We start from the raw sequence: 26,011 nt of genomic DNA on the forward strand, positions 1-26,011 counted from the left end.
TTCTACTAATATAACATTTGGAAATTGGAATGTTGTGATAATAATAAATCAGTGAGTATAAAAAACAAAATAGATTGTAATTTTTATAATGATGACTTTGTTGTTCGATTGCTGATTGTCTTAGAAAACATTTTATACGGAGTATCGATTGAATGGAATGCATAATAAGTGCTATTAATTTATTTCATAAATATCAAGGAGGCCCTATATGAGATATGATGTTGTAATCAAAGGCGGGAATGTTGTTCTCAGAAATGAAGTAAAAATGGTTGATATCGCAATCGGCAATGGAAAAATTCTTACTATTGAGGAAAACATAGAAGAGCCGGCAAACCAAATAATAAATGCAAAAGGACAATTTGTCATGCCAGGAATGATTGACGCTCATGTTCATATTTGTGAACCAGGGCGTACAGAATGGGAGGGTTTTATTACTGGTACGAGTGCTTTAGCTGCTGGCGGAACGACAAGCTATATCGATATGCCATTAAATGCTCTGCCGGCAACGGTGGACAAAGAATCACTTAGATTGAAAATAGAAGCTGCTAACGGTAAGAATTATGTTGATTATGGATTTTATGGCGGTCTTATTCCAGGTAATCTTGATAATCTTGAAGAACTAGCAAATGAAGGAGTGTTAGCTTACAAGTGTTTTATGTCAACATGCGGAACAGATGAGCCCAATGATTTTAAGAATGTCGATGACTACACTTTGTATTTTGGAATGAAAAAACTGGCAGAATTAGGGCATATATTATTGATCCATGCTGAAAATAATGTCATTACAGACTGCTTAGCAGAAAAGATGGTTAGACAGGGCAGCGTCACAGCTGCCGATTATGCAGCTTCCCGCCCCGTGTTTACTGAAGTGGATGCCGTAAAACGGGCTTTGTATTTCGCCAGTATTACAGGATGTAAGCTGCATTTTGTACATATTAGTACAGCTGAAGCAGTTGATGAAATCACCAAGGCAAAAGAGGCTGGGCAAAATGTAACACTTGAGTCGTGTCCACATTATTTTACAATTTCTGCTGACGAATTTGAGGAGCTAGGGCCTATTGCCAAATGCTCCCCTCCTCTTCGCGGAATAGAAGAGCAGAAGCAGTTGTGGTCTAGACTGTTAGAAGGCAAGATTGATCTGTTAACTTCGGATCATTCCCCTTGTCCGCCTGAAATGAAATTCAGTCCCACTAATAATATGTTTGAAGTATGGGGAGGGATTTCGGGCTGTCAGAATAATGTTGATTTAATGTTTGATGAAGCGGTATTAAAGAGGGGCCTTCCAGTGACTGAGTTTGTTAAATTAATATCAGGGAACCCTGCTGAACGGTTCCATTTGAGCGGTAAAGGAGAAATCGCCGTATCAAAAGACGCCGATATTATTCTAGTCGATCCCAGCCTTTCTTATGAAATTAGGAGAGAAGATTTATATTACCGTCACCCTCAAAGTCCTTATATAGGAAAGAAAATCAATTGCCGTGTAACCAAGACTTTTGTTCGAGGAAATCTTGTGTACGATGCAAATCTAGGGATTATAGGAAAACCTATTGGACAAATAATCACAAATAACCGAACTGAAAGAAGTGTAAAACAGTGAGGTTTTGCTTTTTAGTTACAATAAACAAAAAATTATCATATTTTTATTGATTAGTGACAATGACGATAGGAGCTAGACAGCTTAAAATCAAGATAACAGATGCTTCATTTTACCATAAAGAGATTATTAGTATTGCATATGGAGGGCTGAATAGTGGGGGAACTAACCAAGTCTGATAGTTGCGGTGGCCTGAGACAGTTAGAAAAAGAAATAGTCGAAAAGCTTGAATGGCTTGGAGAATTTGCAAAAGATCCAGCAGGAGGAATTTCCCGGCTCCTTTATTCAAAAGAATGGATTGACACCCAGCATGCTCTAAAGTGTTGGATGGAATCCGAGGGGTTTGAAGCAAAATTTGATGAAATTGGCAATTTGAGCGGAGTTATTAAGGGAAGAAACAGAAATGAAACTATCCTTACTGGTTCCCATATTGATACCGTTAAAAACGGAGGTTTATATGACGGACAATTGGGAGTGGTGGCAGGCGTACTTGCCATTAAATACTTAAAGCAATTTTATGGTCAGCCATTACGGAATTTAGAAATCGTATCATTAGCAGAGGAGGAAGGGAGCAGGTTTCCATATTGCTTCTGGGGTTCAAGAAATATTATTGGAAGCGTCAAGAGGAAGGACGTCGAGAGGATGGCTGACTTTAATGGGGTTCTCTTTACTGAAGCCCTGACGAGAGCTGGCTTTACATTTCGAGATGAAACGATTGCTCCCCGAAAGGATTTGCAGGCATTTGTGGAACTCCATGTAGAGCAAGGAAATGTACTTGAGACCGAAAACACGGCTATCGGAATTGTCCAAAGCATTGTCGGCCAAAGGCGTTTTACCGTGAGCGTCAACGGCATTGCCAATCATGCGGGAACAACGCCAATGGGATACCGTAAGGATGCTGTTTATGCCGCAAGCCAAATGATCTATGAAACTATCAGCTTAGCAAGAGAGCTTGGTGATCCGTTAGTTGTTACAGTTGGGAAAATTGAGGTAACTCCTAATACAGTCAATGTGGTCCCAGGAAATGCATTGTTCACTGTTGATGTTCGCCATACAGATAAAAATGCACTTAAGAATTTCACTGAACTGCTATATAAAAAAGTAGCGGCAGTTTCCAAAGAGCATGATGTTGAAACTGGGATTGAAATGTGGATGGATGCCGAACCTGTTCCGATGGATCCAAAGATTGTGGGAATTATTGAAAAAAAATGTCAAGAGCTTAATGTAAGCTATAAATTAATGCATAGCGGTGCCGGCCATGATGCACAAATTTTTGCGCCGATTGTCCCTACGGCGATGCTTTTTGTACCAAGCCGCCAGGGGATCAGCCACAGTCCCGAGGAATTTACAAAGCCTTCTGATTTAGCATTGGGCGTACAAACACTTATAGAAACTTTATATGAATTAGCCTATAAAGAATAACTTAAAAGGAGAACGATGAAATGGGTTACCCTAAAGACTTATTATCCAGTAGATCAATGATTGAGCATGGGAAATATGCGTTAATTGCACCTGAAGGTTTGGTGAACAATACGATTCCCGGCTTTGAGAATTGTATTACTTCTATTCTAGGATCACCTAAACTTGGCGCAAGCTTTGTTGATTATATTGTAACAATGCAGGAAGGAGGAAAAAACAGGGAAGGGTTCGGCGGTCAATTAGATATCGAAACGTTCGTCTATGTAATTGAAGGAAAAATAATAGCAGCTGCAGATGATCAGCAGTTTGTGCTTGAAGAAAGCGGATATTTATACTGTCCCCCAGGTACAAAAATGTATCTAGAAAACATTGAAGCGGGCGAATCAAAATTGTTCCTGTATAAACAGAGGTATCGTTCGCTGGAGGGACGTAGCCCATGGGTTGTTTCAGGACATGCGAATAGAATTGAATATAGGAATTACGATAATATGCATAATGTCAACATTAAAGATCTGCTGCCAACAGACCTTGACTTTGACATGAATTTTCATATTCTCTCCTTTGATCCAGCAGCCTGCCACCCATTTATTGAAACGCATGTGCAGGAGCATGGTGCCTACTTATTGTCTGGAGAAGGAATGTATAACTTAGATAATAAATGGGTTCCTGTTAAAAAAGGTGATTACATCTTCATGGGTCCTTATGTTCAACAGGCAGCCTATGCTGTAGGAAGAGAAAATTTAACCTACGTCTACTCCAAGGATTGTAACCGTGATGCAGAATTATAAAATAATAAAGGGGTGTGGGAATTGGAGGAAAAGGTAAATTTGACAAGCATTGATAGTATTATTGCAGAGAGAGTCTTTGAGATTGATAAAATTGCAAAATTCGATATAAATAAACCGCAAAAGAACTATTTTTATGAAACTGATAAAACTGTCGGCGCCATCTGGTGCCTTGAACCAGGACAATCAGTATATACTCATTCCCACTCGAATGTGGACGACATTTGGGTTTGTATTGAAGGGGAGGGAACATATTTCCCAGATTTGGAACATGAAATCCCAATCAGAAAAGGAATGGTGATTCTTGCCAAACCTAACCAAATCCATGGAATGCTTAATACAGGGAATGAAAGATTTATGTTTGTTGGCTTTGCAGCTGGTTCTTTACCGATGGATATTACCAGATATTAAAATAAAAAACGCTATTCTTCATGCCAAAGTTTTTAAGAAGAATAGCGTTTTTTTGATGAAAAGTAGGGAGGTTAATTTGGTTCAACATGGACATGAACATCATAAACCCCATGTTCCTTGATTAATATATCTTCAACATTTGTAGAGATATCATGCGCATTCCGTAAATCTAGATTAGAGTTCACAAGAATTACAATATCAACTACAGAATTATTTCCATATGACCTGGCTTTCAGTTTTTTCACCCCTTTTACCCCTTTAATAGCAAGAACTGTTTCTTTATATGATTTTAACTGCATCTCATCATAACCATCCGTTAGGTTGTGGGAGGATTCTCGAAATATATCCCATGCTGTTTTGCAAATAATTAATCCAACAATTATTGCAGTTAAAGGATCAAGCCAAGGGAGACTAAATTGGGCCCCAATTATGCCGATAGCTGTTCCTATACTAACTAAAGCATCTGAGAGATTATCTTTCGCCGCTGCAGTAACAGCTTGGCTATTAATTTTTTTCCCTAGATTTTTGTTATATCGATAAACTAAATACATAACCACTGCACTAAAAAAGCCGGTCCATGCTGAGATGATATCCGGTGATTCATTTTTACCATTGAAAACAGAGGAGGCCGCCTCTACTAATACCTGAAGCCCTACAGCCGCCATAATAAAAGAGGCAATCATTGAAGCAACCGTTTCAGCCTTCCTATGTCCATATGGATGGTCTTGATCAGGTGGTTTTTGCGATAATCGAAGCCCAATAAATACCGCAATGGAAGCAGCGATGTCTGTAGAATTATTTAATCCATCGGCTTTTAAAGCCTCTGAGTTTGATAAATAACCTATTGATAGTTTTAATATAGATAGTAAAAAATAAGCAATTATACTAATGAGGGCACCTTTTTCTCCCATTTTCAAATCTAGATATTTATTGTTAACCATTAATTCTTACCTCCATTTTAATCCCTAAACATCATAACAATTAATAATCTAGTGGGTCTACAGCAACCTTTTTTCACTCTGCTATACTTTTAAAATGAGTAAAAAAAAGTTTCGCATGGTCAAGTTTTTATGGCCAGATTTAATACTATAAAGGCTGAATTTAATAATTCATTTGTGTTGACAATCGTAATTTTTTTTGTGAAAATTTCAGAATTACTTTTTTTAGAGGAAATATGGCTAGGGGGTAAAAATGAACTTAAAAACGCTATCATGTTGTTTACTATTAATTTTTCTTTTAGGATGTCAAAATAACCAAGAAAACATAGAAACGAAGGAGATGAATGATAACATGAATGAACAGTTTTTCCGTGCTGCTAAAAAAGGGGATATCAAAGAGATAATTAAGTTATTAGAACAAGGGGTTGACATCAATAGCAAAGACCACCAAGGAAGGACAGCCCTCATGATTGCAACTTATGAAAATGATATTAATACTGCCAAAGTTTTAGTTGAAAATGGAGCGGATGTAAACATCCAAGATAACATGAAGAATAATCCGTATCTATATGCAGGGGCTGAGGGCTATTTAGATATATTAAAGCTGACAATAGAAGCTGGTGCTGATACTAAGATTGTAAATAGATACGGCGGAACAGCCCTTATACCAGCTTCTGAGCACGGCTATGTTGACGTGGTGAAACAACTGTTGGAAACAACCGATGTCGATGTAAACCATATAAATAATTTAGGATGGACGGCTTTACTAGAAGCGATCATCCTGAATGATGGAGGAAAAAAACAGCAGGAGACCATTAAGCTTTTGATAGAACACGGAGCGGATGTAAATATTCCCGATTCTAATGGGGTTACACCAATTGCACATGCACAGGAAAAAGGATTTGTGGAAATAGAAAAGATTCTGCTGGATGCCGGCGCTAAATAGACAATAATCAGTTATCCCCTGAAAAAAATATTCAGGGGATTTTGTGTTTGTTTTTCTCTTCACGGAAATCCTTTGGCGACATCCCCTCTATTTTTCGAAATAATGTACTAAAATAGTTTTGACTGCTGAATCCGCTATTTTCTGCAACAACAGATATCGACCAGCTTGGGTTCTCAAGCAATAACCGTTTGGCAGCTTGAATCCGGAATTGAATTAAATACTCTGAAAAAGATACACCAACCTCTTCGTGGAATTTGCGGCTTAAGTAGGTTGGATTAACATGGACAGCGCTGGCAATTTCTGATAGAGAGATCTTTTCTGTAAATCTATCATGAATTGCGAATAATGAATTTTGAATTAAAGCAGAATAACGATGGGATAAGTGACTATCCTTGTATTTTGCGAGAATTTTTAACAATTCGTTTTCTATAACGGGTTTGGTTAAGTAATCAATAACCCCGATTCTAATGGATTGCAGGGCATAACTGAAATCCTGACAGGCAGTAACCATTATAATTTCAACATCTTTATTTATTTTCCTAAGTTCCTCGCCAAATTCCAGTCCCGATTTTCCCGGAAGATTTATATCCAAAAAAGCCAGCTGGATATCAATATTTTGACAGATTGATTGAGCTTGACATGCATTTTGAGCCTTGTAATACTTCCATAAAGGAAATTCAGTTTGGAGTAAATATTCTAGCTGTTCCAGCTCTAATGGTTCATCATCGAGTAATAAGACATTCATTTCACTTAGCCCTCCGTCTTGACAATAGCCCTCGCCCTCGCTCTTGCTTTCATTACATTTAATCAAAACATATATTCCGAAGTAAATATGAGAAGCTAAAGAAGTAGAAAAAGTTTAAAAATGAGTAATAATTCCGAAAATATCAATAACATTTTTTTTCTATAATTATCCTATAATCCTAGCAGCTAACAGAGTAACAAATTTAGGAGGTTCAAAATGATTGATTTGCTGTTAATTCATGGAACAGTCATAACAATGGATGCAGAGAGACGCATAATTCAAGATGGAGCTGTCGCAATTCATGCAGGCAGAATAGTAGATGTTGATCTTACAGAAAGAATAGAATCAAAGTATGCAGCCAAAAAAGTGATGGATTGTAGTCATCAATGTATTTTGCCTGGATTAATAGATGTTCATGGGCATGGCGGGCATTCGATGTTTAAAACAATTGCTATGGAGAACATAGACTTTTGGATGCCAATCATGACAAATACGTATAAGCATTTCGTTACTGATGACTTTTGGTATTACGAGGGAAAGCTTTCTGCTCTTGAGAGATTAAAAGCTGGCATTACAACAGGTGTATCTGTGTTAGGTTCGATGCCGCGTTCTGATGATCCAATCTTTGCAATCAACCATGCTAAAGCTTACGCCGAGGCAGGTATAAGAGAGGTTGTCTGTACAGGTCCCTGTAATCCGCCATGGCCGCATTTATTCAGCCGCTGGGTCGATGGGAAAAGGGTTGTAAAAGAAGTAACCTACGAGGAAGTGTTACAGGGGGCGGAAGCCGTTATTGAAGCTTTGAATCATGCAAATGATGACCGGACCCGTGCTTTTATTACACCATTTGTAATCGTTACTTCAGTTGAGCCTTCAGGGCCGACCTCACCTGCAAGGCTTTATGGATTAACAGAACATGATCTCTATCAAGCAAAAAGAATTCGCGAAATTGCTAGGAAGTATAAAACACGGATCCATTCAGATGCCTTTGGCGGGATGATTCATCTTGCTGTTCAGGACCCCGACAACGCACTTTTAGGACCTGATGTTCACCTCCAGCATTGCAGGGGAATTTCATTCGATGAGGCACGAATCTTGGCGGATACAGGTACAAATGTGAGTGCTTCCCCAGGTATTTCACAGGTAAGTGCGCGAACTCCTATTCCGGAATTAATCGAACTTGGAGCGACGGTTGCCATATCGACCGACGGAACATCACCATGTACAAGTTTTGATATGTTTCAAGCAATGAGAAAAACACAGTTTGTCCACCAGGCTGCTTTAAGAGATGAATATTATTTACCGCCTGGCAAGCTGTTAGAGATGGTAACGATTGAAGCGGCAAAATGCATTGGCTGGGATGATGAACTTGGTTCACTGGAAGCTGGCAAAAAAGCTGACGTGATTACCGTTAACCTCAACCAGCCGCATTTAGCTCCTGAATTTATGCACGTCCATCGCTTGGTTTACCAAGCGGTTGCCAATGATGTCGACCACGTCATTGTGGATGGGAAAATCATCATGGAAGGCCGAAAAGTCCGTTCGGTTGATGAACAAACAGCCCTATTTGAGGCTAACGAAGAGGCGAAGGCAACCATACAGCGGGCTGGCCTTGAAAAATATATGCAGCCGACAAAATATTTCTGGGGCCATGCACGTGGTTATGTCGATGAAAAGCGGTATAACGAAGAAGATTATAGTATTAGCAGATTGAAAGGAGATGTTTAAAATGGCAACAAAATTAAAAGGAAGATATGTGATTGGCTATGACGGATCTGATCATGTCATAATCGAAAATGCTGAAGTTGTTTATGAACACGACACAATCATTTATGTCGGTAAAAATTATCAAGGTGAAGTGGATGAGGTAATTGACGCTGGAAATGCGGTCATTAGTCCAGGCTTTATCGACTTAAATGCGCTGGGGGATATTGATCACGACATACTCCATCTTGAAGCAATTGCAGAAAGACAAAAAAACCTGCTTTGGTCAGAGCGCTATGTTCAAAATGGATATCATGAAGTCATGACAGAGGAAGAAGAGGCTTTTAAATCCCTATACGCCTATTCGCAATTAATTCTTCACGGAATTACAACAGCAATGCCGATAACTTCTGTTTTTTATAAAAGATGGGCGGAAACATATCAGGAATTAGCAGCAGCAGCCCATCATGCTGGAAAATTGGGATTAAGAATTTATTTAGGCCCAAGCTACCAATCCGGAATTAGAGTAGTGGAGCCCGATGGAGCCATCAAGCTTTTTTGGGATGAAGAGGCAGGAAGGGCAGGACTAAAGAGAGCGGTTAAGTTTGTTGAGGAGTTTGACGGCGCCTATGATGGATTGGTGAGAGGAATGCTTGCACCTGAACGGATTGAGTGTCAAACAGAAGAAAGTCTCAAAGAAACGAAACATTATAGTGAAAAATTAAATGTGCCAATCAAGCTTCATGCTGCTCAAGGTAGCTTTGAATACCATAGAATGGTTGAAAAACATGGCGTAACGCCTATCCGTTATTTATATAATCTTGGCTTCTTGGGACCAGCAATAGGAATTCCTCATGCTCATTTTATTGCAGGTTACAGCGAGACCAAAGCCGGTGAGGGGGATGATATTGCCTTATTAAAGGAAACGAATACAACGGTCATTCATTGTCCGCTAATTATTGGCCGGCATGGCAGTGCATTAGAATCATTTGCAAAATATAAAAGGGCAGGAGTTAATCTTGCTATTGGAACAGATACCTTCCCTCCGGATATGTTTCAAAACATTCGAACAGGCAGTATGCTGTCACGAGTAATCGAACAGAACGTAGAAGATTCAACCTATGCTGATTTATATCGGGCGGCAACAATCGGCGGGGCAAACTTCCTCGGCAGGGACGATTTAGGAAGACTTGCTGTTGGAGCTAAAGCTGATATTATTGCAATCGACTTAGATGGCTTTCATATGGGAGTAATTGACGATCCTATTCGGACAATGATTGCGAGCGGCAGCGGCAGGGACGTCAAATTATCGATAATAAACGGCAAGATTGTGATGAAAGACCGCAAAATTCCTGGACTAGATTTGGAACAAATAAAACAACAAGGGCAGCAATATTTTGCTAAAATGAGAAACGGGTATTTGGAAAGAGATTATCAGCAGCTTCCTGAAAATGAACTGCTTGCACCATCTTTCAAAATAGTAAAGTCAATATAATAGTATAACAAGTCAAGAGATTAAAAAAACAAGTAAAGATATTTAAAATTCTAGTAAAGATATTTAAAACAAAATAGTCTGAATATTTCTTATAATTAAATAGAATTAAATAAATATTCAGGGGGCTAGTGATGGTAAAAGTGAAAAGGGTATTTGGTAGATTGTTGCTGTTTATGTTAATCGTAGTCGTTATCAGTGGATGCTCAACTAATCAGGATGTAAGTTCAAAAGATAATAACGGTAAAGGTTCATCAAAAGAAGGTGGAACTTTAATAATTGCGCGTTTGTCTGATCCTGAAAACCTAGATCATCATTTTATGTCGACAATCAATGCAGCAAGTGTCACACATAGTAAAATTTATGAGGGGCTCGTTGGACGGGATAAAAATTCAGAATTTAAGCCATTGCTTGCAGAAGAATGGAAGCAGCTTAATGATACAACCTGGGAGTTTAACCTAAGAAAGAATGTAAAATTCCATGATGGAACTGACTTTAATGCAGAGGCAGTGAAAGCAACTTTTGATCGCTTGCTAGATCCTAATGTTGCCTCGCCAAGAGCCAATGTATTTAAAATGGTAAAAGAAGTGAAAGTCATTGATGATTATACCGTTCAGTTTATTTTATCAGAGCCATTCTCTCCTTTACTTTCCATCCTAGCCAGTCATGAGGGAGGTATCATAAGTCCGAAAACAATTGAAAAGTTCGGTAAGAAAATAATCAACGAACCGAATGGAACAGGTCCGTTTGTTTTCGAATCTTGGACTCCTGGTCAAGAAATTGTCTTTAATAAGAACACTGAATATTGGGGAGCAAAAGCTAAGGTTGATAAAGTGGTATTCAAAGTAGTACCGGAAGAGACAACACGAATTTCCATGCTTGAGACAGGAGAGGCACATATTGCTGAACCGTTGTCAGTCCCTATGCTGTCTACAGCAGAAGGTTTAACTTCAGTTGAGGTCTATCGCAGTGAAGGATTTGGGACAGAGTATATAGGTTTTAATGCAAAGAAAAAACCATTTAACGATGTCCGTGTGCGGAAAGCAATTGCACATGCTGTTGAAATAGATTCAATTATAAAAGGGGTATACAATAATATTGGCAAAAAATCAAACTCATTACTGGGTCCAAAGGTTTTTGGCTACCATCCAGACATGAAAGCATACGAATATAACCTTAATGAGGCGAAAAAATTGCTAGCCGAAGCAGGCTATCCGAATGGTTTTGAGGTAACATTAAAAACAATGGACAATAAGGAAAGAGCCAATATGGCTGAAGTACTTCAATCACAATTAAAAGGGATTGGTATAAAAGTTAAGGTTGAGGTATTAGAGTATGGTACATTTGTAGAACAAGTGAATAAAGGTAACTCTGAAATGTTCATCTATAGCTGGAGAAACGCAACAGGTGATGCAGATTATAACCAATATAATCTTTTCCATACAAACTCCCATGGTGCAGCAGGAAATACATTCTTCTACAGCAATAAAGAGGTTGACCGTTTAATTGATGATGCACGTAAAGAAAAGGATCCAAACAAGAGGATTGAATTATATGCAAAGGCACAGGAACTAGAAATGGAAGATGCTGTATATATTCCAGTAAGAGTAATTGAAAATATGGCAGCTGTTGCAAAAAATGTGAGCGGATTTGGTATCAGCCCGGCCAGCTATTTAGAAATTAACGATGTTTCCATTAAATAGAAACATATGTTATAGAGGGATATCCATATCGGATATACCCTTTTATCTTTTATCTATCATTGAAAGGAAGTTTAACATTAATGAATAATTATTGGTTAAAAAACGTACGTTTAGAAACTGGTTATAAAAGAGAGAATGGCCGTGTCACAGGGACAAATACAGAGCTATATCATCTGTTAATTTCAGCTGGTAAAGTTACAAGATTAATAGATGCAAATGAGATTATTACGGATGAATTTCCTATAAAGGATGCAAAGGGACTGCTGTTAATTCCATCCTTTATCGAAAAACATGTCCATCTTGATAAAACTTATATGGGCGAGAATTGGAGGGCCTGCATCCCGGCGTCAAGTGTGATTGAGCGCTGTGAAATTGAAAAAAACATTCTTGCTTCTATTTCTTTAAGTACCCAGGAACGCGCTGAAGCTTTGCTTAAGGTGCTGTTGTCCTATGGATCGACTCACGTAAGAACACATGTGGATATTTATCCAGAAGTAAAATTACAAAATTTAGAAGGTGTCAAACAAGCATTAGAAACTTATTCTAATAAAGTAAGCTCTGAAATTGTCGCATTTGCCCAACATGGGTTGCTTCGTCCCGGAACTGTTCAATTAGTTAGAGAGGCATTAAGAAATGGTGCGGGAATAGTCGGGGCAGTCGATCCTGCTACAGTCGATAATAATATAGAGGTGTCATTAGTCCAGTTAATGGAGTTAGCAGTTGAAGGCAATGCCGATATCGATCTGCATTTACATGACCCGGGTCACTTAGGAACGTTTACAATGAAACGGCTTGCGTATTTAACGAAGCAAGCTGGCTGGGAAGGAAGAGTAGCAGTCAGCCATGCCTTTGGTCTTGGAGATGTATCGAAGGAAGAAGCAATAGAAATGGCTGAGATATTAAAAGATGCAGGGATTTCCATTGTAACCAGCTTGCCAGGCGGCCGTGCCATTCCTCCTGTTAATCTACTGGATAAATTAGGTGTTGAGGTAGCTGTAGGTAATGATAATATCTACGACTCGTGGTGGCCGACAGGAAACGGCGATGTTCTTGAAAGGGCCGGCCGGTTGCTGGAACGTTATAGATGGACTGATGAAGTCTCGTTATCTCAAGCATTAAAATTTATTACTGGCGGTGTGACACCGCTGGATAAAGATGGTAACCAAGTATGGCCAAAATCAGGGGATGCAGCCAATATGATTTTAGTAGATGCGAGCTGTTCTGCCGAAGTAATTGCTAGAAGGTCGAAAAGACAAGCTGTTTTTTATGAAGGAAACTTAGTTTCTGGTTCATTAAATCTATAAAATTATGTAAGTAAGGGGGGCTGACTCAAAAGATCGTTGAATAACGACTCTTTTGAGTTAGTTTCCTTTTTCATCCATTTTGTTTTTAGATTTTAAAGATTTACTCCCCCAGGGGGAATGGGCAACACAAATAAGACCCCATTCCGTAATATTTTTGGAAAGGCCTCTTAACGAAAACCGATTGAAACCCCGGTTATGTTTTATTTGCCCGAATACAGGTTCAACATCCATTTTTCTCTGTCTATATTTTTTGTCACCTTCTTCAGTGGACAAAAGTACCCGAACCTCTTTCCTCTGTTTCTGGTTTTCTATAGACACTTGGATGTTTTTCGTTTCTTTTCTTTTGGCGCAAGCTTCTTGAAAAGGGCAGTTAGGGCAATCTGTGCATAAATAAGTCCTGATATCCGTTTTCCTTCGACTCTCATACTGAAATACAAGGCGTTTATTGTTCTTACAAGTCCACTCGTCAAGCTCATCATCATAGGTCATATTTTCTATGCGTCCAACTTGTTTTTTCCAAGCTTTGGTTTGTTTTTTGTCAAAGCTGTTATATTTTATGTAGGCTTTAACCTCATTCTCTTCTAAGTAGGCGTAGTTTTCTTCACTTCCATAACCAGAATCTGAAATCCAATTCTTTGGCATTGGACGGTTAAAATGTTTAAGTGTTTCGAAATGCGGAATTAAACAGTTTGGATTCATCTTTTCAACAGCAAAGTCAACGATTCGGCAAAGATGGTGTTCGGAGATCAAGACTTCAATATCCATAGGTAGAACTAGGTCGTAGTATAATTCATGTACACAAGAAAATCATTCCTTTTAGTTAATGTGGTGTGGTAACTTCATTATACCAAATGGATGATTTTCTTATTTTTTTGTACAAAGAATAATGACTTATTTTTTTCACTCTGTTGATTGGAGCGGAAGGCGGCGAAGACTCCTGCGGGAGTAGTGGGACAGGTGAGACCCCGCAGGCGTTTACGCCGAGGAGGCTCACCGCCTACCCCGCGGAAAGCGAAGCCGCCTGGAGCGGAAATCAACAGACCAATTTCAGAGTACATAAACAAAAGAGGGAATGTCCCTAAAAGTTATCTACTTTTGGGACACCCTCTTTTAGTTTTTTATATTTTTCAAAAGTAGTAAAGATATTTTAAAAAAAAGTAAATATTTTTGAGGTATAATAGTTAGAATATTTCTATAATTGGTTATAGACAGAGTTTTCAATAAAACAGGAGGGTTAAGACTATGAAAGCAAAAAAACGGTTTACTAGATTTTTTACATCACTATTGTTGTTGATTGTGATAACAGGCTGTTCCACAAATAAGAACGTCAATACTAGTGATAATACAAAAGACAAAGCATCCAAAGATGGCGGTACATTAATTATTGCCCGTTTGTCGGATGCCGAAAACTTAGATCATCATTTTATGTCAACAATTAATGCGGCAAGTGTTACACATGGTAAAATTTATGAAGGGTTAGTAGGACGTGACCAAAACGCAGAAATCAAACCACTGCTGGCTGAAGAATGGAAACAGTTGGATGATACAACTTGGGAATTCAAGCTGAGACAAGGTGTAAAATTCCATGATGGGACAGATTTTAATGCGAAGGCAGTAAAGGCAACGTTCGACCGCCTATTAGATCCAAAGGTTGCTTCACCAAGGGCTGTTGTATTCAAAATGGTAAAAGAAGTAAAGGTTATTGATGACTATACAGTTCAATTTATATTATCAGAGCCGTTTGCTCCATTGCTGTCTATTCTAGCCAGCCACGAAGGAGGTATCATTAGTCCAAAGACAATTGAAAAATATGGTAAAAATATTATTAAAGAACCAAATGGAACCGGACCGTTCGTATTTGAATCATGGACACCAGGGCAAGAAATTGTCTTTAATAAAAACAAGAATTATTGGGGGAAACCAGTAAGTGTAGATAAAGTAGTATTTAAAGTAGTACCAGAAGAATCGACAAGAGTCGCAATGCTTGAAACTGGGGAAGCACATATTGCTGAGCCGCTTTCCGTTCCAATGATGGAAACAGTTGAAGGTTCTCAAGAGAGTGAAGTTTATCGAAGTGAAGGATTTGGAACAGAGTATATTGGCTTTAATGTGCAAAAGAAACCATTTAATGATGTACGGGTTCGAAAAGCAATCGCTCATGCTGTTGAAATGGATTCGATTTTAAAAGGTGTATATAATAATGTAGGAAAAAAAGCGAATTCATTATTAGGCTCTAAAGTCTTTGGATATCACCCAGATATGAAAGCATATGAATATAATCTAAATGAAGCGAAGAAATTACTAGCAGAGGCAGGTTATCCGAACGGCTTTGAAACGACGTTAAAGACAATGGATAGTAAAGAAAGGGTAAATATGGCCGAGGTTCTTCAATCACAGCTAAAAGGAATCGGCATTAAATTAAATATTGAGGTTAGTGAGTATGGAACTTTTGTAGAGCAGGTAAATAAAGGAGATTCAGAAATGTTTATCCTGAGCTGGAGAAATGCTACCGGAGATGCTGATTATAATCAATATAATCTTTTCCATACAAACTCTCAAGGTGCAGCTGGAAATACTTTCTTCTATAGCAATAAAGAGGTTGACCGCTTAGTAGAAGAGGCGCGTAAAGAAAAGGATCCAGATAAACGTATCGAATTATATGCCAAGTCACAAGAAATCGAAAAGGAAGATGCCGTATATATTCCAGTAAGAGTAATTGAAAACATGGCTGCAGTCCGGAAAAATGTAGAAGGATTTTCCATTAGCCCATCAGGATATTTGGAAATCAATAACGTTTCAATTAAATAACAAGTATTATAATAGTATGGAGAAAAGGCTGATTTTGCAGGCAGTTAATATTGATTGCCTCAAATCAGCCTTTTTAATTTAATTCTGTTTTAATGACCTAAATTCAACTAGTTTACTAGAGTTAAATAATAAAAGGTAAAAGAGGACAGCCAAAAGGATTCCTGTAAACCAAGAAATACTTGAAAGTGGTGCTAATTTCGGTACAAAGCTGCCTAACAGGCTGATGAAGCCGGCCAATATTGTTGCAAGCATGGCTGGAATGTTTATTCCATATGCGTATTGATTGCTGCCATTTAGAGAATATAACTCTTCGACATTTATTTCTTTTTTACAAATGAAGAAATAATGGGTCAGCATAACTCCAATTACAGGACTTAACATCCCCCCGACTATATTTAAGAACATAAAAATACTAGTCGGATTCTCCATTAACTTCCACGGCATAATTACTATGCCAGCGATTGTTGCCGTCAGTGCACCTGTTTTAAAAGTTAATCTGTTTGGAAACAAAGTAGCCAGCTGATAACCAGCAGGTATGATATTTCCAACAATGTTGACAGTTAAAGTGGATAAGCATATTGTCAGCAGTGAAAGAATAATCGCAAATTGATTGTCGAACCGTTCTACTACTTCAAGGACATTCCAGATTGGAACGCCAAAAGCAATTTCAGATCCGACTATAATTGAAATACTTGCCACTGCAAATAATAAATATGTCGTGAGAAGTCCTGCTATTTGTCCAATGGATTGCTCCCTATTAGAACGTGAGAATCTAGTAACATCGGATACACTTAAAATTTGCGCCACCCAGGTGGCCATGATAGCAGAAATGCATGTCATTAACATAAAAAAACTATTTCCTTGAAATCCCTTTGCTTGATAATTTAGTATAGGAGTAATTCCCCCAGCAAGATTAATAGACCAAATGGACATTCCTCCGAAAACGATAAAAACAAACGGAGTAACAATCTTTGTTAGCTTTCCTAACCGCTTCATTCCGGCAAAAATAAATAACACATTTATGGCCCAGAATAAGAGAAAGGACAGGAGGGTAGGAAGTGTTAACCCTAAAAATGTAAAACTACCGCCCAACGTTAAAAAAGACGGCCAAAACTTTCCTAGTAAAATACTTACGGCAAGGCTGCCGGCATAGGTTTGGAGACCGAACCACATAATAGCGGCAATTACACCTCTAAGCACACCAGGAAAATGTGCGCCTTTCCTTCCATAGCTCGTACGAAGCAGGATCGAGAAAGGGATTCCATGCTTACTGCCAGCATGACCATTCAGTACCATCATGGCTGAAAGTAAAATGGAAGAAATTATGATGATTAATAATACCTGCCATATCGATAAGCCTAAGGCGAAGAAACCGCCAATTGTGACATAGGACGGAACATTATGAACTGAACCCATCCAGATTGAGAAAAAATGACCTGTTTTCCATGTGCGTGCTTCTTGATTTGTCGGCAGTAAATCTGAGCTATATTCTTGTTGTCCTTTCAAAAGGACCTGACTGCGTCCCAATTTTGTTCTCCCCCTATAATTTATTACGAATGTGTTTAGAAATTATATGAAATACTAGAGTACTTAGACAGATAAAAGATGAAATGGCAAAGCTAATCCAAATCGCTTTCAAGTCTTCGGTTATTGGCATAAATACATATCCGGATACGGCGCCAATAAATGATGAGAAGGGAACGATGAAAGGCAGTTTGCATTTGCTAAAAATGATATATAGCATCGGGCTAATTATTGCAGCATAAATATTTCCAATAAAGAACAATAATTTAAGCGGGCTCGGTGCAAGAAGACTAGAAATAAAGAGCAGTATAACGCAGACAGTGCCTGCAAACCAATACGTATATTTCCATTTTTCATTATTAGAAAGCGGACGAAACAGGTCCATTGCATTTTTTATAAATAAACTTGTGGTTGCATGCAATTCTGCACTAATGGCCGACGAAATAGCACTGAAACAAAAAAGGACAAAAAGAATGATTAAGACAGTTGATTGAATTTTGTCCACCAGCTCAAAAAATAACGAGTAAATATTGTCGAACCCCCGGCCAAATAAAACAATCATTAATAATGATGAAAGAGCAAGCGGAATGGTTGCCCAAACCACCCCTGTTAATGTAAAGGTCATGCGAACTTTTTCCTTTTGGATCATAAAGATTCTTTGCCATGTGGCACGGTCCAGCAAAACTTGTCCAACAAACACTAACAGGGCTGTGAAGATAAACAGAATGGCTTCCTGGTTTTTTATATACAATAAATAGGGATGATAGAGTTTAATTCCGTCGAAAACCGGATAAATACCTTCCTGGATAAAAAAATAAACCGGAATGACGATAACGGCTGCAAAAATAAGCGTGACATTTATTCCAGCGAGCTGATGGAGCCGATCAATGCCGCCAATACCGCCAATAATATAACAAAATCCAAGGAAAACCATCATTCCAACGAAAGTGGGAATCGGAAATATTAAATGGATCAGTGTGGCTGCCCCTACTGCTTGAACAAATAAAGAGTGAAAGCTGGTAATAAAAATAATGGTAAGCATAAACCAGTAGCCGCTTGGTGATAATTTTTCCCGTAAAATATCCCCGATTGTCTGTTGCTCAGAAAATTGTTTACGTATGATTTTTGCCAGAAAGCCAAACAAAATAATTGATAAGGCTCCCATAAATGAATAGCCGATGCCGCCGATCAGTCCATAGGTGATTAATGTTTCCGGGGAGGAAAGGATTGTATTTCCTGTTACCCAGCGTGATAGTAAACTAACAACTCCGAAACTGACCCCAAGCTTGGCAGCACCGCTTATATAAAGTTGAAAGTCACTTTTTTTCAATGGAATGTCTCCCTTAAGCGGTAATCTCTAGGTGATAGACCTGTCACTTTCCGAAATATTTGACTGAAATAATGTTGACTGTTAAATCCGCATCTTTCAGAAATCGAACTGATACTTAAATTAGGAAAATCAATGAGCATTTTTTGGGCTTCCTTTAGGCGGAAGTCATTTAAATATTCAGAAAACCCCATTCCAACTTCTTCATTAAATTTTCTGCTTAAATAAGCAGAGTTAATATGAATTTTAGAGGCTAAATAATTTAACGTTAATTTTTCACTGTATTCCTGATGAATAATCTTTAACGCGTTCACGATTGGTTCTGAATATCTTCCTAATCGCTCATATCTGCCTAAAATAGCTATTAGTTCCTCCTCAATAATGGGCTTGGTAATATAATCAACGACCCCTATGCGTAACGAGGTTTGTACATATTCGAAATTTTGATAAGCTGTTACCATAATAATGTCCATAGAATATAACCCGGAGAATTCTTTTGCCAATTCTAATCCTGTTTTTCCTGGCATCTGAATATCTAGAAAAGCTAGAAAGATGTCATGCTCTTTAGCGATTTGGAGCGCAATCGAAGCATCTTGGGCCTTGAAAATTTTCCAAGTTGGGAATTTTTGTAGTATTAAATATTCAAGCTGTTCTAACTCCAGCGGCTCATCGTCGACTAATAAAATGTTCATATAGAAATGTACCCCTCCTTAAATTTCTGTCTTTAGAACAAACGGAAAAACTGCTGTAACACTTGTCCCGCCATCTGTGTTAATTAGTTGCACGGATGTATTTCCAGTCGGAAATAAGAGCTCCAGCCTTTTCGTAATATTTTCTAAGCCAAGCCCTCTTTCATGAGATTGATCATCGCGGCTTTCAGTTGTATTATTCCAGACGGTAATATAAACTTCTTGATCCTGTTTCTTAATCGTTATTTTTAAAAAAGCTTCACCGATAAATTTTTCAAATGAATGTTTAAATGCATTCTCGACAAAGGTTTGTAGTAGAAAAGGGATTGTAACGGCCTGGTTTATAGTGGGATCAATAGAACATTCATAGTAAAGCCTGTCCCGAAATCTGATTTTTTGAATCTCTAAATAATATTTAACATAGGTTAGTTCTTCATCAATCGTAATAAAGCTAGTATTTGTTTGATACTTAAATTTAAGCAGTTTTGAAAGGGTTTCAATCGCTCGGATTAATTCTGTTTTTCGATCTAGTCTGGCTAAACTCAAGATAGAATTTAACGTATTAAAAAAGAAATGCGGCTGAATTTCTTGATTCAGTTGATTGTAAAGGGCTGTTTGCAGCTCTCTTTCTAAGGCAATTTCTCGTTTTTGTTTTTCCAGGAGGTCAATTCGTTTTTCAAACAGAAATAAAAAAAGTAATGTAAAAGCCCCCAGCAATGGTGCGAGGGAGGCAATCATAATTGTAAGGGAGAAAGCTTCAACTGATAACATGGTTCGAAATTCTCCTTTAATGTGGAAAAAGGGAGGCTGATGCTGCTCCCTTTTTATTTTAGTATTCTATATTATTTAAAATTCTTTTTCTATCTAAATTTTTCTGCGTAGTGGCAGCTGACAAAATGTTTTTCACCCATTTCCCTTAGAGCCGGTTCCTCCGCCTTACATTTTTCCGTTGCAAAGGGGCAGCGAGTATGGAAGCGGCAGCCGCTTGGCGGATTAATCGGGGAGGGGACATCTCCTTTTAACATGATACGCTCTCTTTTAAGTGTTGGGTTTGGCACTGGGATTGATGACAACAATGCCTGAGTATAGGGATGAAGCGGTGAGTCAAATAATGCCTTCTTATCTGCAATTTCAACCACTTTACCTAAATACATAACCATTACCCGATCGGATATATGCCGGACCACACTTAAGTCGTGGGAGATAAACAGAAAAGTCAGCTGAAATTGATGCTGCAGCTTTTTCAATAGGTTAAGAATCTGTGCTTGAATTGATACGTCCAAAGCTGAAACTGCTTCATCGCATATGATTAGTTTTGGATTTACCGCAAGGGCTCTTGCAATCCCAATCCGCTGACGCTGACCGCCGCTGAATTCATGAGGGTAGCGGTCAAGTGCTTCTGCCGGCAGACCAACATAGCCCAGCAATTCCAGCATCCTGGACATTCTATTTGGTTTTTCAACGACATTCTGTATCGCCATTGCCTCATTTAAAATTTGTTTAATTGTTTGCCGCGGGTTGAGGGACGCGAAAGGATCCTGGAAGATAACCTGCAGGTCACCTCTTAGTTTTCTCATCTCTTTTTTATTTAAGTCTAAAATATTTTGGCCTGAAAAAAAGACTTTTCCACCGGTTGGTTCATCCAGTCTTAAAATAGCCCTGCCAGTGGTGGATTTCCCGCAGCCGGATTCACCCACAATGCTTAAGGTTTCACCTTCATAAAGGTGAAAGGATATATCATCAACGGCTTTTACATAAGCTTTAGGCTTAAAAAGTGAGTCTGTTTTTACAGGGAAATATTGTTTTAAATGGTCTACTTTTAATAATACTTTCTTTTCTGCTGCAGCCTGCATTATTTAACAGCCTCCTTTTTCCCGACAGGGCCAGTCCATTGATCCGTATACATCCAGCAGCGGACTTTTACACCATCTTTTTGTTCTAGCAGCTCTGGCTGCTTCTCGTGACAAATCGGCTGCTGGAAGGGGCATCTAGAGGCAAACCGGCAGCCAGCAGGAAAATGATACGGGCTCGGGACACTGCCTTCAATTGTCCGCAATTCTTCTTGGTCTTCATGTATTTTTGGCAAGGAATCTAATAATCCTTGCGTATAAGGATGTTTTGGATGCTCAAAAATTTTGTCAGTTGGTGCATGTTCGATGATATTCCCTGCATACATCACGGCAACTGTATCACAGGTTTCGGCGACAACCCCAAGATCATGGGTAATCATAATTACCCCCATACCCAGCTTAGATTGTAAATCTTTGATTAATTCAAGTATTTGGGCTTGAATTGTTACATCCAAGGCTGTTGTTGGTTCGTCAGCAATCAGTACCTCAGGTGTACAGGCAAGTGCCATTGCTATCATAACCCGCTGCCGCATTCCGCCGCTTAATTGGAAGGGCTCCTGTTTTGCTCTTTTTTCCGGTGATGGAATACCGACAAGCTTCAGCATTTCAACAGCCTTATCCCAGGCGGCTTTACGGCCCAATTTTTGATGAAGCCTTAATGCTTCAGCTATTTGCTCGCCAACCGGAATAACCGGATTAAGTGAGGTCATCGGCTCCTGGAAAATCATTGAGATTTCATTTCCGCGAATTTCCCGCATTTCATTCTCAGACAAGGTGACCAAATCCTTCCCTTTAAAAAGGATTTGCCCTCCGGCAATTTTTCCAGGAGGCGAGGGGATTAACCTCAGTATAGATAAGGATGTCATACTCTTTCCACATCCGGACTCTCCAACAATCCCTAAGGTTTCCCCTTTATGCAAGGTAAAGTCAATGCCATCCACCGCTTTACTGACTCCGCGCTTTGTAGAGAAATGTGTTTTTAACCCTTTTACTTCTAAAATCGGTTTATTTTTTTCTATCACGTTTACTCACCACCTATTAATTTAATTCAATCCGTTTATTAAAGAATCGATAGAGAACATCGACAAATAAATTCACGATTACGAATACGAGTGAGGCTACTAGGACGCCGCCTTGGACCATTGGAAGATCGCGCATTCGAATAGCATCAACAATCATTCTTCCAAGACCGTTAATGGCAAAGATAGATTCAACAAGAACGGTTCCGCCAAGTAACGCCCCAAACTGTAATCCCACGACGGTAATGACTGGAATTAAGGCGTTTCTCAGGGCATGCTTGTAGATAATCACCCGTTCACGAAGACCTTTCGCACGAGCTGTTCTGATATAGTCCTGGCGAATTACCTCTAGCATGCTTGATCTTGTCATTCGTGCAACAATTGCCGCCCCGCCTGCGCCTAATGTTAAAGCTGGCAGGATAATATGAAGAATGCTGTCCCAGCCTGCAACCGGAAGGATTTGCAGCTTTACTGAAAAGAAGTACATCATCATTAAGCCAAACCAAAAGCTTGGTAATGAAATCCCTAATAATGCGATGATCATCACGGTTGAATCTGTAAGAGAGTAAGGCTTAATCGCAGAAATAATTCCTGCAGTCATTCCTAAAATGATTGTGAAGATAATACTAAAAAAGGCAAGCTCCATTGTGATTGGCAATCTTACTAATATTTCGTCCAGAACAGGCTGACTGTTCTTAAGAGAGACGCCAAAATCTCCCCGAAAAACGTTCATCAAATAATCGAAATATTGAACAAACAATGGCCGATTCAAGCCTAACTGTTCACGTATAGCTTGGATTGTTTCCTTTGAAGCTCCTTCACCTGCAAGTAAAACAGCAGGGTCACCTGGAACAAGCTGCATGATAAAAAAGACAACAAACGTTACCCCCACTACAACGGGGATTGTCTGCATTAAGCGGCGTATAATAAACATCATCATCATTTATCACCCTCCTCAAAATTAATTATTTTTTCATTCTTGGATCAAATGCATCACGAAGTCCATCTCCGAAGATATTAAAGCCTAAAACTAAAATGGAAATGGCCAGTCCTGGAAATATTGCAATATAAGGTGCAGAGAATAAGAAATCCCGGCCATTACTTAACATCGTCCCCCATTCAGGTGAAGGGGGCTGTGCGCCAAGTCCAAGGAAGGATAAACCAGCGGCTGAAAGAATGACGGTTGCAAGTCTTAAAGTTCCTTGAACAATAATTGGTGAGAGAATATTCGGTAATATATGCTTGAAGATAATGGTTCCATCATTCGCTCCTAGTGAACGGATTGCGTCAATATATTCAAGTCGTTTTACTTCTAATGTAGAACCGCGAACAATACGGGCAAAAAGCGGAATGGAATATACTCCAACAGCTATCGTAACATTCATTAAACCAGGCCCAAGTGCACTAATGATTGCTAATGCAAGCAATATTCCTGGGAATGCCAGCAGGATATCCATAATTCTCATAATGGTTGAGTCAATCCATTTTCCATAGTAGCCGGCAATAAGGCCAAAAATAATTCCAAAAAAGGCACCAAAAATGACTGCTGTGATACCAATACCCATGGAAAGCCTTGAACCGTATAAAATTCTGCTTAATATATCTCTACCTTTGTCATCTGTTCCCATCAAGTGGTCTGCCGATGGCGGCAGTAATTTATTTTCTAATTTTATATCGTATGGGTCATATGGTGCCAAGAGCGGTGCAAAGATGGCAATTAAAATATAGAAAAGAATAATAATTGCACCCACCATTGCCGCTTTGTTCATTAATAGAATAGATAAGCCATCTTTGAATTTAGATTCTTTTGGATGAGAAATCGTTTGTGTGATAATAGCTGATTGTTCTGTTTTTGCTTCAAGTGACATGTAAAACCCTCCTTAATTTTAATTGAGTGAAAGCTGCAAGTTCTTGTTGTCAAGTTCCTCCTCTCAAATCCATCATTTTTTATGGGTTATGTACAAATTATTCAAAATTCATTCGAAAGTAAATATTTTTTAAATTGTTTGTCAAAATAGTTAAAATTATTGTAAATATTGTGTAAATATTCAGATTGATATTCTTCTATAATGCAGATATGCAACGGAACAAGGGGGGAAAACGAGAAGCATCATAGATTGGCAGTACATGAAAAACAAAAGGAGAGAAGAAAATGAAACGGCCAAAACGCATCATGAGAAATAGTATCTTATTTGTATTAATTGGATTAATGTTGTTATTTGCACAAGCATGCTCAACAAAATCAAATTCTGGCAATGAAACAAATGGTAAAAAAGAAGAAGCAAAGCAAGGCGGTACATTAACGGTGGTTCGGCTTTCAGATGCAACTAAGCTGGATCCGCATTTCATTACGGATATTCCTTCAGCGAATATTATTTATCAAAAAGTTTATCAAGGTCTTGTTGTGCCAGACAAAGATTTCAAAATTCAGCCCTTATTAGCAAAAGAATGGAAAATAGTTAATGATACAACATGGGAATTTAAGTTAAGAGATGATGTCACATTCCATGATGGAACACCATTTAATGCTGAAGCAGTCAAGGTAACATTTGACCGCTTGCTTGATCCTAAAACACAATCACCGCAGCGCGAGAAGTTTGCAATGATTAAAGAAGTGAAGATTGTTGATGATTACACTGTTCAATTATTACTTGAATATCCATATGCACCGCTTCTTTCTATCTTGGCAAGCCAGGAAGGGAGCATTATCAGTCCGAAAGCGATAAAAGAGAATCCTGAAAATCTTGCAAAACTTCCAGTTGGAACAGGACCATTTGTCTTTGAGGATTGGAAGAGCGGGCAGGAAATCTCATTAAAGAAAAATGATAAATATTGGGGTAAAAAACCAAACATCGACCGTGTTGTCTTTAAGGTTGTTCCGGAGGATACAACCCGTCTGGCAATGATAGAAACAGGCGAAGCCCACATCAACGACCAGGTTCCAGTTACGGAAATTGAAAGAATTGAAGCTTCTAACACCATGGGGTTATACCGTACTGAAGGGCTAGCGGTTGAATTTCTAGGATTTAATGTAAAGAAAAAGCCGTTTGATGATGTGAGAGTACGTAAAGCCATCAGCCATGCGATTGAACGTGAAGCCATTATTAAGGGTGTCTATAATAATGTTGGAACCCTTGCAAATGTGGCAATGAGCCCTAAAGTTTTTGGTTATAGTGACAAAGTGAAGCCATATAGTTATGATTTAAACGAAGCAAAACAATTATTAAAAGAAGCCGGCTATGAAAAAGGGCTTGAGATTACATTATTAACAAGTGATCGTAAAGAACGTGTAAACATGGCTGAAGTTATTCAATCTCAATTAAAAGGGATTGGCGTTAATGTGAAAATTCAAGTAATGGAATATGGCGCATTTATTGAAATGCTTAACAATGGAGAACATCAAATGGTAATTAATGGATGGGGAAATGCGACAGGTGACGGGGATTACAACCAATATAACCTGTTCCATTCATCTTCCCAAGGTCCTGCTGGAAACCATTTTTACTACAGTAATCCTAATGTTGACAAGCTGATAGATGAAGCACGTAAAGAAACAGATGAGTCAAAACGCTTAAAGCTTTACGAAGAGGTTATGCAAAAGGAAATGGATGATGCAGTCTATATACCAATTCGTAATTATGAGCATTTAGCGGCATATAACAAGAATGTCAGCGGTTTTTGGTTAAATGCGGCCAACTACTTAATGATTGACGATGTAGTAATAAAGTAATTTATGATAATTCATTGGGGAAG

At 38.6% G+C, this 26,011-nt stretch carries 21 protein-coding genes and 1 pseudogene; 11 read left to right on the plus strand and 11 right to left on the minus strand.

The genetic code is table 11. The features are described from left to right. The first annotated feature begins 208 nt into the window (after positions 1–208). The 4 genes from allB to IE222_RS20490 all read left to right on the plus strand — a co-directional run bounded on the left by allB (position 209) and on the right by IE222_RS20490 (position 4,209). Entirely contained in the window at positions 209–1,597 is a 1,389-nt protein-coding gene (gene allB / locus IE222_RS20475; RefSeq protein WP_191276057.1) for an allantoinase AllB, read from the plus strand. A gap of 189 nt (positions 1,598–1,786) precedes the next feature. Then, on the plus strand, positions 1,787–3,016 hold the full coding sequence (gene allC / locus IE222_RS20480; protein WP_191276120.1) for an allantoate deiminase: 1,230 nt from the start codon (positions 1,787–1,789) through the stop codon (positions 3,014–3,016). A 20-nt stretch (positions 3,017–3,036) separates the two neighbouring features. Beyond that, the gene (allE, locus tag IE222_RS20485) at positions 3,037–3,801 is read left to right on the plus strand and encodes a (S)-ureidoglycine aminohydrolase (RefSeq protein ID WP_191276059.1); all 765 of its coding nucleotides are present in this window, start codon (positions 3,037–3,039) and stop codon (positions 3,799–3,801) included. A 21-nt stretch (positions 3,802–3,822) separates the two neighbouring features. Then, positions 3,823–4,209 (plus strand): cupin domain-containing protein, encoded by a 387-nt coding sequence (locus tag IE222_RS20490; protein WP_223282829.1) that lies wholly within the window; start codon positions 3,823–3,825, stop codon positions 4,207–4,209. A gap of 71 nt (positions 4,210–4,280) precedes the next feature. Here IE222_RS20490 and IE222_RS20495 read toward each other — a convergent pair whose 3' ends face one another. Beyond that, positions 4,281–5,150, minus strand: coding sequence for a cation diffusion facilitator family transporter (locus IE222_RS20495; RefSeq protein WP_191276061.1), 870 nt, complete (start codon positions 5,148–5,150; stop codon positions 4,281–4,283). Positions 5,151–5,400: 250 nt separating this feature from the next. On the opposite strand from IE222_RS20495, the gene IE222_RS20500 reads away from it, so the two are divergent. Further along, complete coding sequence (locus IE222_RS20500) at positions 5,401–6,093, plus strand: ankyrin repeat domain-containing protein (RefSeq protein ID WP_191276063.1); 693 nt, start codon at positions 5,401–5,403, stop codon at positions 6,091–6,093. Between the two features lie 31 nt (positions 6,094–6,124). On the opposite strand, the gene IE222_RS20505 is transcribed toward IE222_RS20500, so the two are convergent. After that, entirely contained in the window at positions 6,125–6,838 is a 714-nt protein-coding gene (locus tag IE222_RS20505) for a response regulator transcription factor (protein ID WP_191276065.1), read from the minus strand. Between the two features lie 216 nt (positions 6,839–7,054). Here IE222_RS20505 and IE222_RS20510 point away from each other — a divergent pair, with 216 nt between their 5' ends. The 4 genes from IE222_RS20510 (at position 7,055) to IE222_RS20525 (ending at position 13,041) form a co-directional block, all read left to right on the plus strand. After that, positions 7,055–8,566 (plus strand): amidohydrolase family protein, encoded by a 1,512-nt coding sequence (locus IE222_RS20510; protein ID WP_191276067.1) that lies wholly within the window; start codon positions 7,055–7,057, stop codon positions 8,564–8,566. A 1-nt stretch (position 8,567) separates the two neighbouring features. Continuing rightward, a complete protein-coding gene (locus IE222_RS20515) occupies positions 8,568–10,037 on the plus strand; it encodes an amidohydrolase family protein (RefSeq protein ID WP_191276068.1) in 1,470 nt (489 codons plus the stop codon). A 131-nt stretch (positions 10,038–10,168) separates the two neighbouring features. After that, entirely contained in the window at positions 10,169–11,737 is a 1,569-nt protein-coding gene (locus IE222_RS20520) for a glutathione ABC transporter substrate-binding protein (protein ID WP_191276071.1), read from the plus strand. 80 nt (positions 11,738–11,817) lie between these two features. Next, complete coding sequence (locus IE222_RS20525) at positions 11,818–13,041, plus strand: amidohydrolase (protein WP_191276073.1); 1,224 nt, start codon at positions 11,818–11,820, stop codon at positions 13,039–13,041. Positions 13,042–13,098: 57 nt separating this feature from the next. Here the strand turns inward: IE222_RS20525 and IE222_RS20530 are convergent. Continuing rightward, positions 13,099–13,728: pseudogene (locus IE222_RS20530) on the minus strand (transposase); the annotation flags it as partial. Positions 13,729–14,283: 555 nt separating this feature from the next. Here IE222_RS20530 and IE222_RS20535 point away from each other — a divergent pair. Then, on the plus strand, positions 14,284–15,849 hold the full coding sequence (locus tag IE222_RS20535; RefSeq protein WP_191276077.1) for a glutathione ABC transporter substrate-binding protein: 1,566 nt from the start codon (positions 14,284–14,286) through the stop codon (positions 15,847–15,849). Positions 15,850–15,927: 78 nt separating this feature from the next. Here the strand turns inward: IE222_RS20535 and ncs1 are convergent, their stop codons facing one another. From ncs1 to IE222_RS20575, 8 genes are all read right to left on the minus strand, one after another. Continuing rightward, positions 15,928–17,376 carry an NCS1 family nucleobase:cation symporter gene (gene ncs1 / locus IE222_RS20540; protein ID WP_191276079.1) on the minus strand — a complete coding sequence of 483 codons (1,449 nt, stop codon included), beginning with the start codon at positions 17,374–17,376 and terminating at the stop codon, positions 15,928–15,930. A 13-nt stretch (positions 17,377–17,389) separates the two neighbouring features. Then, a complete protein-coding gene (locus IE222_RS20545; protein ID WP_191276081.1) occupies positions 17,390–18,703 on the minus strand; it encodes a sodium:solute symporter family transporter in 1,314 nt (437 codons plus the stop codon). Further along, positions 18,700–19,392 (minus strand): response regulator transcription factor, encoded by a 693-nt coding sequence (locus IE222_RS20550; protein ID WP_191276083.1) that lies wholly within the window; start codon positions 19,390–19,392, stop codon positions 18,700–18,702. Before IE222_RS20550 ends, IE222_RS20545 begins: the two co-directional genes overlap by 4 nt. Before the next feature lie 18 nt (positions 19,393–19,410). After that, complete coding sequence (locus tag IE222_RS20555) at positions 19,411–20,160, minus strand: sensor histidine kinase (RefSeq protein WP_191276085.1); 750 nt, start codon at positions 20,158–20,160, stop codon at positions 19,411–19,413. A gap of 89 nt (positions 20,161–20,249) precedes the next feature. Next, positions 20,250–21,242 carry an ABC transporter ATP-binding protein gene (locus IE222_RS20560; RefSeq protein ID WP_191276087.1) on the minus strand — a complete coding sequence of 331 codons (993 nt, stop codon included), beginning with the start codon at positions 21,240–21,242 and terminating at the stop codon, positions 20,250–20,252. Continuing rightward, entirely contained in the window at positions 21,242–22,261 is a 1,020-nt protein-coding gene (locus tag IE222_RS20565) for an ABC transporter ATP-binding protein (protein ID WP_370465073.1), read from the minus strand. Before IE222_RS20565 ends, IE222_RS20560 begins: the two co-directional genes overlap by 1 nt. 16 nt (positions 22,262–22,277) lie before the next feature. Then, on the minus strand, positions 22,278–23,198 hold the full coding sequence (gene nikB / locus IE222_RS20570) for a nickel ABC transporter permease (RefSeq protein WP_191276126.1): 921 nt from the start codon (positions 23,196–23,198) through the stop codon (positions 22,278–22,280). A gap of 25 nt (positions 23,199–23,223) precedes the next feature. After that, positions 23,224–24,126, minus strand: a complete 903-nt coding sequence (locus IE222_RS20575; protein WP_191276089.1) for an ABC transporter permease — start codon at positions 24,124–24,126, stop codon at positions 23,224–23,226. Positions 24,127–24,410: 284 nt separating this feature from the next. Between IE222_RS20575 and IE222_RS20580 the strand changes: the two genes are divergently transcribed. After that, the gene (locus IE222_RS20580) at positions 24,411–25,988 is read left to right on the plus strand and encodes a glutathione ABC transporter substrate-binding protein (RefSeq protein ID WP_370465074.1); all 1,578 of its coding nucleotides are present in this window, start codon (positions 24,411–24,413) and stop codon (positions 25,986–25,988) included. Positions 25,989–26,011 lie beyond the last annotated feature (23 nt).

The organism is Neobacillus kokaensis (assembly GCF_014656545.1).
Classification (GTDB): domain Bacteria; phylum Bacillota; class Bacilli; order Bacillales; family Cytobacillaceae; genus Neobacillus; species Neobacillus kokaensis.